At 63.4% G+C, this 18,489-nt stretch carries 16 protein-coding genes; 13 read left to right on the top strand and 3 right to left on the bottom strand.

The window, feature by feature from the left end; translation table 11 throughout:
- Nucleotides 1–14 precede the first annotated feature (14 nt).
- Nucleotides 15–914 (bottom strand): sensor histidine kinase family protein, encoded by a 900-nt coding sequence (locus tag FAX90_RS06535; protein WP_144096476.1) that lies wholly within the window; start codon nt 912–914, stop codon nt 15–17.
- Nucleotides 915–1,087: 173 nt separating this feature from the next.
- Here FAX90_RS06535 and bioF point away from each other — a divergent pair, with 173 nt between their 5' ends.
- The 7 genes from bioF (at nt 1,088) to FAX90_RS06500 (ending at nt 7,818) form a co-directional block, all read left to right on the top strand.
- The gene (gene bioF / locus FAX90_RS06530) at nt 1,088–2,248 is read left to right on the top strand and encodes an 8-amino-7-oxononanoate synthase (RefSeq protein WP_144096475.1); all 1,161 of its coding nucleotides are present in this window, start codon (nt 1,088–1,090) and stop codon (nt 2,246–2,248) included.
- Nucleotides 2,245–2,877, top strand: a complete 633-nt coding sequence (locus FAX90_RS06525) for an alpha/beta fold hydrolase (protein ID WP_144096474.1) — start codon at nt 2,245–2,247, stop codon at nt 2,875–2,877. Before bioF ends, FAX90_RS06525 begins: the two co-directional genes overlap by 4 nt.
- A complete protein-coding gene (locus FAX90_RS06520) occupies nt 2,874–3,647 on the top strand; it encodes a methyltransferase domain-containing protein (protein ID WP_144096473.1) in 774 nt (257 codons plus the stop codon). The genes FAX90_RS06525 and FAX90_RS06520 overlap by 4 nt, the downstream gene beginning before the upstream one ends.
- The gene (bioD, locus tag FAX90_RS06515; RefSeq protein ID WP_144096472.1) at nt 3,644–4,276 is read left to right on the top strand and encodes a dethiobiotin synthase; all 633 of its coding nucleotides are present in this window, start codon (nt 3,644–3,646) and stop codon (nt 4,274–4,276) included. The genes FAX90_RS06520 and bioD overlap by 4 nt, the downstream gene beginning before the upstream one ends.
- Nucleotides 4,273–5,547, top strand: coding sequence for an adenosylmethionine--8-amino-7-oxononanoate transaminase (locus FAX90_RS06510; RefSeq protein ID WP_144096471.1), 1,275 nt, complete (start codon nt 4,273–4,275; stop codon nt 5,545–5,547). Before bioD ends, FAX90_RS06510 begins: the two co-directional genes overlap by 4 nt.
- Before the next feature lie 244 nt (nt 5,548–5,791).
- A complete protein-coding gene (locus FAX90_RS06505; RefSeq protein ID WP_144096470.1) occupies nt 5,792–7,306 on the top strand; it encodes an alkaline phosphatase PhoX in 1,515 nt (504 codons plus the stop codon).
- Nucleotides 7,303–7,818, top strand: a complete 516-nt coding sequence (locus tag FAX90_RS06500) for a hypothetical protein (RefSeq protein WP_144096469.1) — start codon at nt 7,303–7,305, stop codon at nt 7,816–7,818. The genes FAX90_RS06505 and FAX90_RS06500 overlap by 4 nt, the downstream gene beginning before the upstream one ends.
- A gap of 45 nt (nt 7,819–7,863) precedes the next feature.
- Here FAX90_RS06500 and FAX90_RS06495 read toward each other — a convergent pair whose 3' ends face one another.
- Entirely contained in the window at nt 7,864–9,375 is a 1,512-nt protein-coding gene (locus tag FAX90_RS06495) for a tetratricopeptide repeat-containing sulfotransferase family protein (protein ID WP_144096468.1), read from the bottom strand.
- Nucleotides 9,376–9,559: 184 nt separating this feature from the next.
- On the opposite strand from FAX90_RS06495, the gene FAX90_RS06490 reads away from it, so the two are divergent.
- Nucleotides 9,560–12,013, top strand: coding sequence for a TonB-dependent receptor (locus FAX90_RS06490; RefSeq protein WP_170234883.1), 2,454 nt, complete (start codon nt 9,560–9,562; stop codon nt 12,011–12,013).
- Nucleotides 12,014–12,071: 58 nt separating this feature from the next.
- Here the strand turns inward: FAX90_RS06490 and bioB are convergent, their stop codons facing one another.
- On the bottom strand, nt 12,072–13,127 hold the full coding sequence (gene bioB, locus FAX90_RS06485; RefSeq protein ID WP_144096466.1) for a biotin synthase BioB: 1,056 nt from the start codon (nt 13,125–13,127) through the stop codon (nt 12,072–12,074).
- Between the two features lie 383 nt (nt 13,128–13,510).
- On the opposite strand from bioB, the gene FAX90_RS06480 reads away from it, so the two are divergent.
- From FAX90_RS06480 to asnB, 5 genes are all read left to right on the top strand, one after another.
- Complete coding sequence (locus FAX90_RS06480; protein WP_144096465.1) at nt 13,511–13,810, top strand: hypothetical protein; 300 nt, start codon at nt 13,511–13,513, stop codon at nt 13,808–13,810.
- Entirely contained in the window at nt 13,803–15,227 is a 1,425-nt protein-coding gene (locus tag FAX90_RS06475) for a sodium:solute symporter family transporter (protein ID WP_144096464.1), read from the top strand. Before FAX90_RS06480 ends, FAX90_RS06475 begins: the two co-directional genes overlap by 8 nt.
- Complete coding sequence (locus FAX90_RS16890) at nt 15,224–15,346, top strand: hypothetical protein (protein ID WP_276612217.1); 123 nt, start codon at nt 15,224–15,226, stop codon at nt 15,344–15,346. The genes FAX90_RS06475 and FAX90_RS16890 overlap by 4 nt, the downstream gene beginning before the upstream one ends.
- Nucleotides 15,343–16,434 (top strand): aspartate/ornithine carbamoyltransferase family protein, encoded by a 1,092-nt coding sequence (locus FAX90_RS06470; RefSeq protein WP_144096463.1) that lies wholly within the window; start codon nt 15,343–15,345, stop codon nt 16,432–16,434. Before FAX90_RS16890 ends, FAX90_RS06470 begins: the two co-directional genes overlap by 4 nt.
- Before the next feature lie 83 nt (nt 16,435–16,517).
- Nucleotides 16,518–18,461 (top strand): asparagine synthase (glutamine-hydrolyzing), encoded by a 1,944-nt coding sequence (gene asnB / locus FAX90_RS06465; protein WP_144096462.1) that lies wholly within the window; start codon nt 16,518–16,520, stop codon nt 18,459–18,461.
- The last annotated feature ends 28 nt before the right edge of the window (nt 18,462–18,489 follow it).

The raw sequence follows: 18,489 nt of genomic DNA, 5'->3' as shown, positions 1-18,489 counted from the left end.
CCGTCCCTTGCCGCCTAGGCGAGAGGGAGCCGGATCGTCCGGCACATTGCGCCGCCTGTCTCACGTTCGTGAACAAGGCCGCCTGCACGGTATATCGTGGCCTCGATCAGGCGTTCGGCCAAGGGCGAGGTGCGGTGGGCGTCTTCGTTCGCGCCGCGCTCGGTCCAATCGAGTATGAGCGTTGCATCCTCCATCCGCCACGACACGGTTACGGGGGGATGATCCGATCCTGCGTGGGCGTGGCGGGCCAAGGGGCTGGTCCATTCGTGCAGGATGAGCGCCAGCGGCAGGCCCAGTGCCCGCGCAATCGCGATATCCTCGCCCTCCATCGAAATGTCGGGAAGCCCGGCCACCCCGGCGATCCGTTCGGTCACGGCGCGTATCGGCGCAAGGTCTGCCCCGGCATAGAGCCCGTCGACCGCGATCAACACATCGACACGGTCGCAGAAAAGGTTGGCGAATTGCGGCAGCGACGTCGCCTCTTTCTGGCCCAGCGCGACAAGCCCGCGGACTTGCGCAAGGATGTTCTGGAGGTTGTGCCGCCTGCTCTGCCCTTCATCGCCCGAATCGCGACCGTCCGGCGCTTCCTCGATCAGGACGACGACCGCGCCGTCGTGGGGCGGCTTGCCTGCGCTGCACGGCTGGAACCAAAGGTCGAGCGCCTGACTGCCGTCCTCGCTCTCCAGCCTGCGTTCGAACTGCTCGTCCCCGGTCCGCGCGGCGGTGTTCACGCATTGGTAGAACGCCTCGCCGAACGGGGTGATCGCCTCGTCCAGAAAGCGGCCCGGTTCGATGCCACGGCCCGAGAAACCGGCCACCGTGGACGCGGTGCGGGCAAGGATCTTGGCCTGCTTGTCGATCACGATTGCCGCAAGGCCGGCAGTGCTGGATGATGGAGCCGAAGCGGCCGTCATGACGTCTTTTCTTCACCCCCAAACGGTGTTTCGCCCGTCGGTAGCGGAAACCTTGCGCCAACATCAAGTGCATTGATGCCACGTTAATATCAGCGACTCGTTCGCCGTCCCCGATCACCCGATTATAGCGCGAAACTTGCCGCGCGGCGCGACTTCGACCAAGAAGCGCGCGAATGACCCGGATCGACCCCATTCTTGCCGACCTGCTCGCTCGCAAGGGCGAAAGCGGACTGCGCCGTACGCTGCGTCCGGCGGCACTTGTCGGTGGCGGGCGGATAGAGCGCGACGGGCGAGAGATGCTGGATTTCTCCAGCAATGACTACCTCGGCCTTGCGCGTGATCCCCGGTTGGTTGACCGCGCCTGCGAATGGGCATCGCGCATGGGCAGCGGTAGCGGCGCGTCGCGGCTGGTCACCGGCACGCACGAGGCGCATCTGGCGCTTGAAGAAAAGATCGCCCGGTTCAAGGGGACCGAGGCCGCGATGATCTTCGCTTCGGGCTGGCAGGCCAATGCAGCGGTGATCCCCGCTCTGCTGGCGGCGGTGCCGGGGGCAGTGGTCCTGACCGACCGGCTGAACCATGCCAGCATGCACGCAGGCTGCAACGTGGCAGGCATCCGCCAGACGCGGTTCGCGCACAACGACATGGCGGCGCTGGAAACGCTGTTGATCCAGAACGCGGAGGCACCTGCCCGCGTGATCCTGACCGAATCGGTGTTCAGCATGGACGGCGACCGCGCCGACATGGCCGGGCTGGTCCGCCTGGCGCGCGAACATGATGCACTGCTCTACGTGGACGAAGCCCATGCGACCGGCGTGCTGGGCCCGAAAGGCGCGGGCCTTTCGGCCACGGTGCCCGGCGGGGTCGACGTGACGATGGGCACGTTCAGCAAGGCGCTGGGCGGGTTCGGGGCCTATGTCGCCGGATCGCGCACGCTGATCGACTACCTCGTCAACACCAGCAGCGGCTTTATCTATACGACTGCGCTGCCGCCTGCCGTGCTGGGCGCGATCGATGCGGCGCTCGACCTGGTGCCTGACATGGACGGAGAGCGGGCGCATCTGTCCGCGCTGGGCAACCGGCTGCGCGAAGGGCTTTGTGCGCGGGGCTTCGATGTCGGCGCGTCGAGCACGCAGATCGTCCCGGCCGTGATCGGCGAGGCGCAGGACGCGCTGGCGCTTTCGGCGCGGCTGGAAGAACTGGGCATGATCGCATCGGCGATCCGTCCGCCCACGGTTCCCAAGGGGACCAGCCGCCTGCGCCTTGCCCTTCGCGCGACGCATGGGGAAGAGGATATCGACGCCCTGCTTGACGCCATGGGGGAGCGGGCGTGACCACGCTGCTTTTCCTGCACGGCTGGGGGTTCGACGCGGCGATCTGGTCGGGGGTGGTGCGCCATCTCGACGGGTTCGATTGCCGCCTTGCCGATCGCGGCTATTTCGGCGCGCCGGTCGCGGTGGGGAGCGACGGGCCTTGCCTCGTCGTCGGGCATAGTCTTGGCGTGATGCACTGGTTGGCTGACCTGCCTTCGGGCGCTGCCGGACTGGTAGCGGTGAACGGGTTCGACCGATTCGTGGAAGGGGACGGTTTTCCCGGCGTTCCGCGCCGCCCGCTGGACCGGATGATCGCGCGTATGCCGCAGAACCCGGTCCAGGTCCTGTCCGATTTCCGCGCCCGTTGCGGCGATGACACGCAGGCTGGCACGCCCGTCTTGGCGCCCCTGCTGTCCGATCTGGAATTGCTGCGCGATGGCGATTTTCGCGCCGGTGTGGCGGATCTTGCGGTTCTGTCGCTGCAAGGCGCGGTCGATCCGCTGTTGCCCTTATCCATGCGCGATCGGGTCTTTGCCAAGGCGGAGCGCGTGACCCGCCTGACTTGTGACGGCGCGGGGCACCTGCTGCCGCTCGAAGCGCCCGAATGGACCGCGCGCGCCATCGCTGATTTCGCGCGGGGGCCGGCATGAACGCGGTGGAGCGTGACCGGATCGGCGCGGCCTTCGGATCGGCGCGCGATTATGACCGCAACGCACGGGTTCAGCACGACGTCGCGCGCGATCTGGGAGCGCGGATCGCGGCGCTGGACCTGCCCGAAAATCCCCGCATCCTAGAGATCGGATGCGGGACGGGTTTCCTGACGCAGGCGCTGATCGATGCGGGCATCGGGGGCGAGTGGCTGGTCACCGATATCGCCCCTGCCATGATCGAACGCTGCAAGGCGCGCGTGGGTGAGGGGCCGGGGCGCCGTTTCGCGTTAATGGACGGGGAATACGGGCTCCCCGATACGGGCAAATACGACCTCGTCTGCTCCAGCCTTGCGATGCAGTGGTTCGACGATCAGGGCATGGGCCTTGCTCGGATGCTGCGCACACTTCGGCCTGGCGGGCACTGCCTGTTCGCAACGCTTGGCGCGGGTACGTTCGCCCAATGGCGCGCCGCGCACGAGGCGCACGGGCTTGAGGCCGGCACGCGCCGTTTCGCCCCGGTTGCAGAGCTGGCGGCGATGCACATCGACGCGCGGGTCGGCGACCTCGTCATCCAGAATCGCGTCGAAGACCATGCCGACGCGCTGACATTCCTACGCAGCTTGCGCGCCATCGGGGCGGGCACGCCGCAACCGGCGCACAGCCCGCTGGGTCCGGCCGAAATGCGGCAGGTGATGGCCCGGTTTGAGCAGCAGGGCGCAGCCGTCACTTACGAAGTCGTCATCGGCCACTACCGCAGGAGCGCTGCATGAACGCCATCGTCGTCACCGGGACCGATACCGACATCGGCAAGACCGTCTTCGCCGCCGCGCTGGCAGGCGCTCTGGGCGCGTATTACTGGAAGCCCGTACAGGCCGGAACCGACGACGCGGGCCGCACCGACCGGGACCGCGTCGCGCAATTGTCGGGCCTTGCCGCAAATCGCTTCGTGCCGTCAGTCTACGATTTGGCTACGCCCGCATCGCCGCATATCGCGGCGGAGATAGACGGCGTGACGATCGATCCGGCACGGTTGGCCCTGCCGCAGGTTTCGGGGTCGCTGGTGGTCGAAGGCGCAGGCGGCACGCTCGTCCCCTTGCGGCGCGATCTGCTCTATGCCGACATGTTCGCCGCGTGGGGCGCGCCGGTGGTGCTGGTCGCGCGGACAGCGCTGGGCACGATCAACCATTCGCTGCTTTCGATAGAGGCGCTGCGTTCGCGCGGGGTGCCGATCCTTGGCGTGGCCTTCGTCGGCGACGCGGTCGAGGACAGCGAGGCGATCATCGCCGCGATGGGCAAGGTGAAGCGGCTGGGCCGGTTGCCCTTTGTGGACCCGCTCGACGCGGACAGCCTTGCCGCGGCATTCCGTGAAAACTTCGACATTCAGGACTTTCTCCCATGACCTCCCCGATCTGGCATCCATTCACCCAGCATGGACTGGAAGAAGCGATCCCGACCGTCGTGAAGGGCGATGGCGCCTTGATCCACACCGCCGACGGGCGCGAAGTGATCGACGGTATTTCATCGTGGTGGGTGACGACGCACGGGCACAACCACCCGCCGATCATCGAGGCGATCCGCGAACAGGCGTTGAAGCTGGACCAGGTCATCTTCGCGGGCTGGACCCACGAACCGGCAGAGGACGTGGCACGGGGCCTGCGCGACCTTATGCCCGATGCGCTGACCCGCGTGTTCTTTTCCGATTCCGGCTCGACCTGCGTCGAAGTCGCGCTGAAGATGGCGCTCGGCTACTGGCAGGCGCAGGGCGAGCGGCGCGAGGGCATCGTCGTGATGGAACATTCCTATCACGGCGACACCATTGGCGCGATGTCGGTGGGGGAACGCGGGGTCTTCAACCAGGCTTACGAACCGCTGCTGTTCGATGTCGCGAACGTGCCGTTTCCGGGCAAGGGAGCGGAGCAGGCCTGCTACGACGCGCTGGAAAGCGCCTGCGCAGCCGGGGCCGCGGCCTTTATCGTCGAGCCGCTGGTGCTGGGTGCGGGCGGGATGCTGATGTACGGTCCCGACGTTCTGGCTGAAATGCGGGCGATTTGTGCGAAGCACGGCACTCTGTTCATCGCGGACGAAGTGATGACCGGGTGGGGCCGCACTGGCACGCTGCTGGCCTGCGAACAGGCGGGCGTGGTGCCCGATATCCTGTGCCTGTCGAAGGGGCTGACCGGCGGGGCCATGCCGCTGGCCGTCACGATGGCGAGCGAGCCGATCTGGGACGCGCATTACAGCACCGACCGGGCCAAGCTGTTCTTCCATTCGTCCAGCTATACCGCCAACCCCATCGCCTGCGCGGCGGCGGCGGCGAACATTGCGATCTGGCGCGATGGCACGGTGCGCGATCAGGTCGCGACACTGGTGGAGCGTCAGGCAGCGCATCTCGCCGCCCTATCCGCAGAGCACGCTATCGAGAACGTGCGCCAGTGCGGCACCATCGCGGCGTTCGACGTGCCTGCCGATGTTTCCGGCGCGCAAGGCTATCTGGCCGATGTGCAGCCGCGATTGCTGAAATTCTTCCGCGAAAACGACCTGCTGCTGCGCCCGCTGGGCAACACGGTCTACGTCATGCCGCCCTACTGCATTTCAGAGGCGCAACTCACCCGCGTTTACGAAGTCATCGCCGCATCGCTCCGCTCGCTGCGTGAACCGCCACAGGGCTGATAACCGGCAGGCGTCGAAAAGTCCTGTTCGAACGCTGACCCTAATTACTATTCAGACCAGAAGATGAACGCCTTTCAGAAAAATGAAATGTGCCGTTCTTTTGTGTAAGACCATGTCATGAATACGACATCTTATTGTCATTTTCACAGAACCGTCTTCAACGCGCAATAACTGTAATAGTTAAAACCTAATCAACGTGTGTCGATTCGTCGCCGGCTTTGCCAAGGCGCAAATGGAGGGACACATGGAAATATCTTCGATCAATCGTCGCGCGCTGTTGCGCGGTAGTGCCAAGGCCGGTGCGGCTACCGCTCTTGCAGGCGTGCTTGGCGGTTTGATGACGCGGCAGGCCATGGCTGCGCACACCAACGGCCAGCTCGCCCCGCTGGCGAGCCCCTATGGCCCGCTGTTCCCGGTGAAGGACCAGGAAACCGGCCTAGAACTGCTGAAGCTGCCGCGCGGCTTCACCTACCGCTCGATGAGCTGGACCGGTGACAAGATGACCGACGGCGGCATTGTCGCCCCGCGCCATGACGGCATGGGCGTCGTCTCTGTCGGCGGTGCGGGCGGCCAGGACACTTACCTGATCCGCAACCACGAAGTTCAGGGCGCATCCAGCCTCATCGACGCACCGGCCCAGTATGACACCGCGGTTCAGAACGGCCAGCTCATCGGCGGCGGTTGCGACGTTCTCAAGGTGCGCAACGGCAAGCTGATCGAGAATTACGCCACCATCGGCGGCACCTTCAACAACTGTGCCGGCGGCGTGACGCCCTGGGGCACATGGATCACTTGCGAGGAAACGTTCTACGACGGCACCGCGCAGGGCGGCAAGAAGCACGGCTATGTCTTCGAATGCTCGATCGATCCGAGGCAGACGACCGGCCAGCCGCTCGTCGCCATGGGCCGCCTCTATCACGAAGCGATCGCAGTCGATCCGGTGACCGGCTACGTCTACGAAACCGAAGATCGCCGCAACGTTTCGGGCTTTTACCGGTTCAAGCCGAACGACACGACCCCGGCCTATGGCGCGCTGGCGAAGGGCGGCAAGCTGCAGGCAGCGAAAGTCGCTGGCGTCGACCAGGCCAAGCTTCTCGCCCTTGGCGGTTCGAATGCGGTTAGCGAAGTCGGTCAGACGCTTGAGATCGAGTGGGTCGACATCGACAATCCCGATGCTGATCCCGTCGGCGGTGCATCGGGCCCCTACCTCGAAGGTCTGGGCAAGGGCGCCCTTACGATGAGCCGCGGTGAGGGCATCTGGCAGCACGGCGATACCATCGCCATCGTCGACACTGCTTTCGGGCGGGACGGGAGCAGCCGCGATGGGCGCGGTCAGGGCGCGGTGTGGATCTACACGCCGAGCACTTCCGATCCCGAACGCGGGACGATGACCCTGCTTTACGCAGCGGCCAGTGAAGTCGCGGGCAACAACCCCGACAACATCACCATCTCGCCGCGCGGCGGGATCCTGACCTGCGACGACGGCGATGCGGTCGAGGACGAGTTCGGCCGGGGCAACCGCCTGATGGGCTACACCGATCACGGCGAGGCCTATATCTTTGCCAAGAACAACATCAACCTCAGCGATGCCGATCTTGCAGCGATGGGCCGTTCGGGGCAGTTCACGGCGAAAGACGACAGGGGCAACGAGTTTGCTGGCGCGACGTTCGATTTCGACGGCCATACGCTCTTCGTCAACGTCCAGACGCCGGGCGTCACCTTCGCCATTCGCGGCCCCTGGGCACTTGGCAACCTGTGACGAGACCGGTACCTGATGCGGGCCTGTCGCGCCTTTGGCGCGCGGCAGGCCGGATCGTGCCGATTGCGGGCGCGGCGATGATTGCGATCGTCGCCGCGGCTGCTCTTTGGCAAGGTGCTTCGCATAGCTCGGCGATCCCGGGCGACGAATATGTCCTGCTGCAAGGCGGGCGGGACTCGACATTGCCCGGCCCGATCGGTGCGACGCCCGCCGCCGCCGGATATTTCGGCGAGACCGAGGGCCGCGACTTTGCCGAAAGCTTGCGGCTCGGCCCCCCAAAGCCGCGCATCGGCACGGTGGGGTACGAGATTACCGGGCGGACCGATCGGGAATTGCTCGTTCGTTTCGGCCTGCAACCGGGCGATGTGCTTGTCTCTATCGACAACCTGCCGCTCGACCCGAACCGCATGGCCGGGCTTGGCAACGAACTCGCGGCTCTGGACAAAGTCGAGATTGCCTACGAACGCGGCGGTGTGATCGAAGATCGCCTGGTGAAGTTCCAGCGCCGCTGAACGCTGCGGGCAGAACAAGGAAATCAGGCGTGAGTTGTCGCCAGTTTACCTGTCTGCTTCCTCACTAATTCCGAATTCTGCGAACCTAGCGATCGCTCGCTTCGCGCCCTCGGGATAGCGAGCCCATCGCTTGAGAGAGCTCTTGTAGATGGGGCTTCGCACCTGGAGCGAACTTGCCGTGGCGACGGGGGCGGCGTTTTCGTGAAACGCGGCGCAGGCCGGGTCCCAGTCGAGACCGGCGAAGTGAACCAGCTTCCGAGCCTGATTGTCGAAATCGCCGACGATGTCCTCGTACCGCACCGTCAGGAACCGGTCCGCAGGAAAGTCGGATTCAAAGCGATCGATCAGCTTCTCGAACTGCGCGACGAAATGCGCGGTGTCGTTGAAGCCGTATGCGTAGGAATAGTAGGTGAACGCCGTGGCAAACAGCTGCCGGTAATTACTGAACAGCGTATCGAACGCGGATCGTCGCAGGCAGACAATGCGCGCGCCCGGCAACGCGCGCAGTATCAGCGGCGCGAAGAAGAAATTGAACGGCATTTTGTCGATAAAGTGGGGTGTGTCACCGACGATCGAACGAACCCGCGCCACGTAATCCGGACCGATATCGCCCAGATCGGCATCGCGCGCGGCAAAAAGCGTTTCGGGGTCCAGCACATGCTTTCCGGGCGTACGGACCGATCGTTTGACCAGAACCGCGAAATCGGAAAGTTCGCCTGCAGAGCGGACGTCGGGATGGGCCGACAGGATACGCTCTACCAAAGTCGTGCCGGTTCGCGGCATGCCGACGACGAAGATCGGGGCGGTATCCCCCTCGACGCCGCCGGGTAGCTTGACTGCCGCACAGGCGGCTGCCGCGGCGAACAGCTTTTCCGTTTGCGCCCGGTCGTGATCGACCTTTTCCCGCATCGGGGCCTTGGCGTCGTCCAGAATGGCGAGCGACTTGTCCCACTCCCCCGCATCTTCAAGAATTCGGGCGAGCGCGTGGCCCAGGACCAGCCTGTCCTCTGCACTGATATGCTTCTCTGCAAAGGCTGCGCTCAACACCGGCAGCATGTCGCCATGACGGTCAGGGGCCAGCGCCACCAGTGCCAGCCAGGCCGAGGCATGGTTCGGGTCCGCTGCGACGGCTTGTTCGAAGCGGGCGCGGGCGGCATCGAGCCTCCCTGCGAACTGCAACGCGATCGCATGGTTATAGGCCGCCTGGGCATCGCCAGGATCGGCCTCGGCCGCCCTTTCAAGATAGGGTAGCGCCTCTAGATGGAGGCCGGTGCGGGAAAACAGCACGCCAAGGTCTCCGGCCAGCCGAGCCCAAGGCACGCCAGCTTTGGCAGCCGCGCGTGCGGCAGCCCGGGCAGCGACCGTATCGCTTCGCTTCAGGGCCAGTCGACCCAGAACGATTTCGCACCAGCCCGCCGCTCCGCCGATCCGCTGCGCAAGTTCGGCCAGCTCCTGGGCCTTGCCATCGTTGTCATGTTCCAACGCGATTGCGGCGAGCACGAGAACCATCGCCGCATCGGCACCATGATCGCGCAGGGCCTGCTGCGCGCTGGACATGGCCTCACGCTCACGCCCAGCGAAAAGTTGCAAAACTGCAACGGGGGGCGAGGCATCTTTCGTCAAATCTGGTTTCAAGGCTTACCACCCGCCGTCGTTATATGCATGCTGCACCGCACCAATACTTATTGGTCCCCTCGGCGTCTTGGGACTGGGCCGCCGTTCAATATGAAAGGAAATGTCGATGCAGATAAAGCGTAATGTTCGCACTGCCCTTCTGATCGGATCGATTCTCAGTCCCACTGCTTTTGCCGGAACGGCCCATGCCCAAAGCGAAGATCCTGAAATCGCGACCGGCAACGCAATCATCGTCACCGCCACACGGCGCGCCGACACGGTGCAGGATGTTCCTTTCAACATCGCCGCCGTGACCAGCGAATCCCTGGAGGCGCAGCGCACGCTCGACCTTGAAAGCATTACGGCGACCGTTCCGGGCGTCTATATCGTCGATGCAGGGCCGCGACAGGGCAACACCATCGTATTCCGCGGTCTGAATGCCGATCCGCTGACGGCGCAGGATGGCGACAATTCGGGCGGCGGTACGGTTTCCATCTATGTCGGCGAAATTCCGCTCTACGTGAACCTGCGCCCGATCGACATGGAACGGGTCGAGGTCCTGATCGGACCGCAAGGCACGCTTTACGGCGCCGGTACGTTGGGGGGCGCCGTGCGCTATATTCCCAACCGCCCGCAGTTCGACGGCATCAGCGGCGAAGTTCGTGCCGATCTTTACAGCTACAAGCATGGCGACGGCATCAGCACCGATACCGGGATGACGGTCAATGTCCCGGTGAGCGATCGGCTGGCCTTCCGCGGATCGTTGGACCTGCTCAACGACCGGGGGTTCATAGACCAGCCTTTCGTCGTGACCGACATCGGTGCGGTTAACCCGGACGATTTCAGCAATCCCGATGCCGTGCGCCGGCACAAGGACACCAACTGGGCCGAAATCGTCAACGCGCGGGCTGCGCTGCGCTGGCAGCCGGTCGATGCCGTGGACATCAACCTGACATATTATCTTCAGGATCTGAAAGTCGGCGGGCGGCAGCTTACGCATAACAGCCTCAACGACCAGCCGCTGCTGGACAGCAATGGCGACTTCGTGGATTTCCCGGTCGAGGTCGGTGACTACGAAAATGCGCTTCGCGTCCTTGAGCCGAACAGGATCAAGAACGAACTGATCGCGCTTGAGGCGGTCGTCGATCTCGGCTTTGCCGAACTGACCAGCGCAAGCGGATATTCAAAATATTCCGACGACGGCAATCGCGATCAGACCGATCTGCTGATTACGCTGGAATACAGCTACGAACTGTTCCCGACCTTCACTTCGAGGACGCAGGAAACCGGCGAGGAGGAAACCTGGACCCAGGAACTGCGCCTTGTCAGCACGTCGGGCGGTCCGCTGAGCTGGATCGTCGGCGGCTTCTTCAACAAGCGTGAAAGCGACAGCCTCTCGCTGGAATTCACGCCCAATCTCGATGTCTATTACGGCACGGATTACCCCCAGAACATCGAATACGTTCAGGCCGTGACCGAAGACCTGAAGGAATACGCGGTGTTCGGCGAAGTGGGATACGAAATCCTGTCCGGACTGCAGGTCACCCTTGGCGGGCGTTATTACAAGTACAATTACAAGGTTGCCTCGGCGTTCGACCTGCCGCTCTTTGAAATTGCCTTCGGCGGCCGCGACCCCGCCAACGACATCCAGCTGGATTACGAGGAATCGGGACAGAAGAAGGACGGCTTCCTTTGGAAGGTCAACGCGTCCTACGAATTCAATCCGGATGCTCTGGCCTATGCCACGGTCAGCACGGGTTACCGAATCGGCAGTGGTAACGGCATTGCCGCCTGCCCGCCGGGTTTCGATCCGAACGATCCGGGCAACCAGACGCTGTGCGCCCTGCCGGACGAATTCGCATACGGTCCGGACGAGACGACCAATTATGAAGTCGGCTTCAAGACGCAGTGGTTGAATCGGCGGCTGACCTTGAACGGCGCGTTGTACTACATCGACTGGAAGGGGCCGCAGCTTTCGACGGTCACGCTGGCGGGTGGTTTGCCGATTACGGTCAACGGCGCAGGTGCAGAATCCAAGGGCGTGGAACTGTCGGGCAGCTTCCGGGTCACTCCGGATCTGACGATCAGCGCCAACTATTCCTACACCGATGCAAAGCTGACGGCGCTGAGCCCCGACCTCATCGCCTATACCGAGGGGCCCGGTTTCCCGACCTTGTACGAGGACGGGTTAAAGGGCGATCGTCTGCCGGGCAGCCCGAAGCACAAGGGCAACATCTTCGTCAGCTATAAGCGCCCGGTCGGTCCCGACACGGATATCGGCTTCACCTACAAGATGACCGCGCAGTCGAACATTCTGACCCGGGCCGGCGGACGTCGCGGCACGACGCTGGACGGCTTTGCGCTTCACGGTGCCGCGCTGACGCTGGATTACAGGGGCTTTTCCACCCAGCTCTACGTCGACAACCTGTTCGACAAATATGCCGAAACGGGCGTGCGTTCGTCGCCGGAATACAATCAGGTCGTGTATGACGAAAACGACGACCCGCATTTCGTGCGCAGGTACGGCACATTCGTAACCGCGCCTCGCACGATCGGCATCCGGTCGATCCTGCGCTTCTGATAGTTCGCGAGGGGCAAGGGCAACATCGGTCCTTGCCCCCGTCGCAACTGACCTGCGTTTACGAGGTCATCGCCGCTTCGCTACGCTCGCTGCGCGAACCGGCGCACGACGGGGCCTGAGCTTCGCGCGGCTCGCTTGCCGGCATGGCCTGAATGCCCAGGCGCTCGAACATTTCCGCGTCGCTATCATCGCCTGCATTGGGCGCGGTGAGCAGCTTGTCACCGGTGAAGATCGAGTTCGCGCCTGCAAGGAAGCATAGCGATTGTGTCGCCACGCTCATCGATTCGCGGCCTGCCGACAGGCGGACCATCGATCCGGGCATCGTTATGCGCGCGACCGCGACGGTGCGCACGAATTCGATGTCGTCGATCTTGGCCAGCGGCGTATCGGCCAGCATGTCGCCCAGCGGCGTGCCCTTGACCGGCACCAGTGCGTTGACCGGCACCGAGCCGGGATGTTCGGGCAAAGTCGCCAGCGTATGGATGAAGCCCACGCGGTCGGCCCGTGTCTCACCCATGCCCACGATCCCGCCCGAACAGACGTTGATCCCTGCATTGCGCACGTTGGACAGGGTGTCGAGCCGGTCCTCCATCGTGCGGGTGCTGGTGATGTTGGCGTAGTTCTCGGGCGAAGTGTCGATGTTGTGGTTGTAATAATCGAGGCCCGCTTCGGCGAGCATGGCCGACTGTTTCTCGTTCAGCATCCCCAGCGTCATGCAGGTTTCCATCCCCATCGCACGCACGCCTTCCACCATCTGGATGATGGCGGGCATGTCGCGTTCCTTGGGATTGCGGAAGGCCGCGCCCATGCAGAAACGGGTCGATCCGTGATCCTTGGCCTGTGCCGCGGCCTGAAGCACCTGCTGCACGTCGAGCAGCTTGGTCGCCTTCACGCCGCTGTCGGCGCTGGCCGACTGGCTGCAATAACCGCAATCTTCGGGACAACCGCCGGTCTTGATCGACAAGAGGGTCGAAAGCTGGACCTGGTTCGCGGGGTGATTGTCGCGGTGGACCTGCGCTGCGCGAAAGACCAGTTCGGTGAAGGGCAGGTCGAAAAGTTCCGCGATTTCCTCGCGGGTCCAGTCGCTGCGGGGGGCTGCACTTGTTTGTGTCACGCTCTCGTCCTTCGGCTTTTTCTATCCGGCCCGGTTGTTGCCCAAGCCCTTTGAAAAGCCGGTTGAAGCAAGGCGCGCGGTCTTGCAAGCCCGATTCGTGACAGCATTGCCGCGTTTACGGGCGCGCAGGGGATGAAATCGTTTACGGTGGTTCACAGGTAGGGCCGGTTTTGATAACCCGGTCGCCACGCTAGGAACATCGAGGATTCCAGCGATTTTCATGGGGTAACCGGGACAGCAGCGGCATCTTTTTTCGAACGCGCAATTCGCGGAGCATTGCCATACTCGCGGCGGTTCTCCTGTCGGCAGGGGGGCTGCCTGCAACCGGCCTTGCGGCACCGGCTTTCGTCGATGAAGCCCCGCTGTCCACCGATACCGGACACGTGCATGTCGGCTGGACGAGTGACGAGCCCGTCACCCTGACCCTCACCGATCCGCAGGGAACGGTCCGCCCCGTCTATAACGGCACGGGCGACGGCATCTTCCTGTCGGGACTGGCCGATGGCGATTATGCGCTCGGCCTTGTCGGCGAAAGCGGCGCAAGAGCTGACCCCATCACACTTTCCGTCGAACACCAGTCCTTGTCGCAGGCGCTCTGGCTTGCCGGGCTTGGCGCGCTCGTCTTCCTGCTGACGGTCATCGTGATCCTGCGCGGCACGCGCGGAGAGGGCACCGATGGCTGAGGACAAGGTCTTTCTCGATCCCACCGTCGGCTGGATACTGCTCGCGCTGTTCAGCGCGCTCTGGATCGGGCTGGGCGTCTATTGGGGCCGCCGGAACAAGAGTTTCGAGGATCACGCACTGGCCGGGCGCAATGTCGGGCTGGCGCTGGGCACCGCGACGGCGGCGGCGACGTGGATCACGTCCAACACCACGATGCTGGCCCCGCAATTTGCCCTGCAACTGGGCATCTGGGGTATGCTGGCCTATTCCACCGCCGCATTCGGGCTGATCCTGTTCGCGCCGATGGCGAAACGCATCCGGCACCTGATGCCGCACGGCTATACCAGTGGCGACTTCTTCCGCCTGCGCTATGGCCGGGTCGCCTGGGCGATATTTCTTGTCTTCACGCTGTTCTATTCGCTGACGTGGCTGGTCTCGATGGCGATGGCGGGCGGCATCCTGTTGGAGGCGCTGGCCGGCATCGACTACGTCTGGGGGATGAGCGTCATCCTGGCGGTCTGCGTTATCTACACGATGCGCGGCGGGCTGGCGGCGGTGATCGGGACCGATTTCATCCAGTCGCTGATCATCATCGTCGGCATCTGCGTCACCGGTTTCGCGGTCCTTCAGAATGTCTCCGTCTCCGAAATTCACGCCAATCTCACCGCGACGAAACCCGCTCTGCTCGACGTGCTGTTCCCGGCCGCGATCATGGCGATCTTCAACAACCTGCTGTTCGGCCTGGGCGAGGTGTTTCACAACAACGTGTGGTGGAGCAGAGCCTTCGCCTTTCGCGATGGCGTGGCGTCCAAGGCGTTCCTTATGGGCGGCCTTGTCTGGCTGCCGATCCCCGTTGCTGCGGGCTTCATCGCGCTGGCCTCGGGCGCGCTGGGCGTCGCGGTGCCCAGTGCGGACATGGTCGGCCCGCTGGTCATTGCCGAAGTTTTGGGCGGCGTAGGCGCGGTGGCGATCTTCATCGTCGTGTTCTGCTCGCTCGCGTCCAGCATCGACAGCTTGCTGGCGGCCACGTCCGACCTGATCACCGAGGATATCTGGCGCCGCCTCCTACACCCCAAGACCAGCGTCGAAGGGCTCAAGCGCGCGGCGCAGTGGGTGACGCTGGCGCTGGGCGTGCTGACATGGCTGGTATGCCTGCCGCGCATCGGAACTCTGGCGACCGTGCTGTTTTTCGCAGGGCCGCTGGTCGGATCGATGATCTGGCCGATCGTCACCGGCCTCTACTGGCGCAGCGCCAATACCGTCGGGGCCGTGGGCGCCATGGTGCTGGGTGCCGGGATCGGCCTCTACTGTTATTTCGCCATCGGCTGGTACGTTGCCACGCTGATCGCCACCGCCGTCTCGATGGTCTGGACGCTGGGCGCATGCGCCTTTGCCAAGGGCCGCTTCGACTGGACCCGCCTCAAGGAGGCCGCATGACTTTTAGCGAAGGATTTCTCGACGTACTGATCTACGGATCGCTGATCTGGTGCGGGGTATCCGCCCTTGCGCTGGCGGTCATGCTGATCCGCGACGGCAAGTCGGGAGAAATCTGGTGATCCGCCCGGCAAGCCAGGTCGAACACGTCGCCGACCCCCTGCGCAAATCGGGGCGTCTGGGCAATTGCCCCGATCCGCAGGCTTTCATCGACAACGATCCGAAGCTGGACCTGGCCCAGCTCGACCGGTTGCACGATACCTCGGTCCTGTCCGCGTCGCAGTTCGACCTGCCGCTGATGCGCGAGCTGATGAAGCTTGCCGCTTATATGCAGCTGCGCAAGTTCGAGGCGGGCCGCGCGCTGGAGGACAAGATCCTCGCCGCCGCGTTTTTCGAGCCCAGCACCCGCACGCGGCTCAGCTTCGAAAGCGCGATGCTGCACGTGGGCGGGAAAACGCTGTCGGTGGCCGATGCCAAGACGACCGGCGTGGCCAAGGGCGAATCGATGCGCGACATCGGGCAGATGTTCAATTCCTATGCCGATGTCGTCGTCGTCCGGCATACGGAACAGTCCAGCCTGCAGGACCTGGCCGAATACTTGCGCATCCCGCTGATCAACGGGGGCAACGGTTCGGACGAACACCCGACACAGGCGCTGGCCGACTGGTTCGCGCTGTGCAAGTGGCGGCCCGAGCTGGCTTTCGGCCAGTTGCCCGAACAGTTCCGCCTCAACATCGGGATCATCGGCACGCCGGGCAACATGCGCACGGTGAAGAGCTTCCTGACGCTGGCACTCAATTTCCACCAGAACATCAACCATATCACGATCTTTTCGGAAATGGCCGACCCCTTGGGCGACGAAATCCGCGAGATGACGAACAACAGCCCCATCGGCATCGATTTCAGCCGCAACCTGCAGCAGAGCCTCGAATATCTGGACGTCATCTACATGAATGCCATCGCGTTCCTGGGCGACGGATACCGGTTCTTCGGCGAAGGGTTTTCCCTGTCGAAGCAGAGCCAGCTGAAACCCGATACGGTGATCCTGCATCCGCTGGCCCGTGGGGAGGAGCTTTCGACCGACCTCGATAACACCCAGCACAACCTCTATTTCAACCAGGCGGACGGTGCGGTCTGGCTGCGACAGGCGCTCTTGCTGGCCATATTCGGCCGCGTGCGTCAGGTCGTGCCCAGAGAATTTATCGCCTGAGTTCATTGCCTGAGTTTATCGCCAGAATTCAGCTAGACCGACCGGCCCCATCGGCCCGGTCACCGAAAAGGAAATACCGACCCATGTGTGGCATCGCCGGGCTGTGGAGCCCCCATTACGACGAGCAGACCAAGGCCCATACCGAGAAGATGGCCGACCGCATGTACCATCGCGGACCGGACGGGCGCGGTTTCCTGCACGATCCCGAAAACGGCCTCGCAATGATCCACACGCGCCTGTCGATCATCGGTCTGGATAGCGGGACGCAGCCGATCCACGGCCGCGAGGATGACGGAACGGCGCACCTGAAGCTGACGGTCAACGGCGAGTTCTACGATTTCAAGCGCATCCGCGGCATGCTGCGTACCGACGGGTACTGGTTCAACACGCGGTCCGATTCCGAAATTGCGATGAAGCTTTACGACAAGCACGGGCTGGATTTCGTGCATCATCTGCGCGGTGAATTCGCCTTTGCGCTGTTCGATGAAAAGAAACAGCAGCTGATCGTGGTGCGCGACCGTTTCGGTATCCGCCCGCTCTATTACCACAAGGGTGACAAGGGCTTTTTCTGGGGCAGCGAGATCAAGGCGATGCTGGCCCACCCCGACGTGCCGCGCAAGGTATGCCCCAAGGCGCAGCTGCACCAGATGATGCAGGTGATGGTGCCGGGGATGACACTGTACGAGGATATCCACGCGCTGAAGCCCGGCCACATGCTTATCGTGTCGAGAAAGGGCGACGATTACGAGGTGGAGGAGCGCCGCTACTGGGACGCGGAATTCCCGCTGGACGGACAGCACGACGACCTGCCGGACGAGGAGCATATCGAGAACGTGCGCCGCGCGCTGGTGGAATCGATCACCCTGCGGCTTGAGGCCGACGTTCCCGTCGCCTGCTATCTTTCGGGCGGCATCGACAGCTGTTCCATCCTCGGCATGGCCGCCGCGATCCAGCAATCGCCGGTGAAGGCCTTCACCATCAGTTTCGACGACGACCGTTATGACGAGGCGCACATCGCGACCGAAATGGCCGAGATGGTCGGCGCGGATCAGGACATCCTGAAGATCAAGGCGACCGACCTTTACGGAGAGAACTTCGAAAAGGCGGTCTATTACTCCGAACGCACGTTCTACAACACGCTGGGCGTCGCCAAGATGCTGATGAGCGAACACGTGCGCAAGGTCGGCTACAAGGTCGTCATCACCGGCGAAGGCAGTGACGAGCTGTTCGGCGGATATGCCCAGTTCAAGGCCGACTATTTCCTGCACGATCCGGCCTATGCCGAGACTGCGGCTGGCGAGGACATGAAGAAGCGCAATGCGATCTTTTCAGGCAGCGTGCTGGCGGAAAAACAGATCAGCCACCCCGCGTTCGAAGAAGTGATGGGCTTCACGCCGTCGTGGATCCAGCCGTGGATGCTGGTGCTGGAACGGGTGAAGCCGCTGTTGTCCGACGACTTCAAGGCGAAGCTGGGCGATTACGACCCGGTGGCGGCCATCGCCTACAGCCTCGACCGCGAAATGCTCGACGGGCGCCACGTGCTCGACAAAGTGCAGTATTCGTGGATCAAGACGATGCTGGAAGGCCAGATCCTCAATTGGGGCGGCGACCGTGTGGACATGGCCAACTCTCTCGAAAGCCGGCCAGCATTCCTCGATCATCACGTTGCCGAACTGGCCCTGCGCATTCCGCCGCATGTCCGCATCCGCGACGGGATCGAGAAATGGGTCGTGCGCGAGGCGATGAAGCATGTCCTTCCCGAAGTGCTCTACAAGCGTGAGAAGTTCGCCTTCATGGCACCGCCCGCACATACCGATACGGAAAAGACGGCGGAGATCGACAAGCTGATTGAAAAGTGGCTGTCTTCGCAGGAAATCGCAGAGCATGGCATCTTCGACGAAGCCAAGCTGCGCGCCTCGATCGAGGACTATCGCAAGAGCGACGACCATGCCCAGAACACGCGCAAGGACATCATCCTGAACCACGCCATCGCGCTGCACGCGATAGAGGATCTGATCGAAGGCTGAGAGCCTGCGCGCAAGCATCGAAAATCGG

The organism is Croceicoccus sediminis (assembly GCF_007570835.1).
Taxonomy (GTDB): Bacteria; Pseudomonadota; Alphaproteobacteria; order Sphingomonadales; family Sphingomonadaceae; genus Croceicoccus; species Croceicoccus sediminis.
This window is presented reverse-complemented; position numbering and strand designations above follow the sequence as displayed.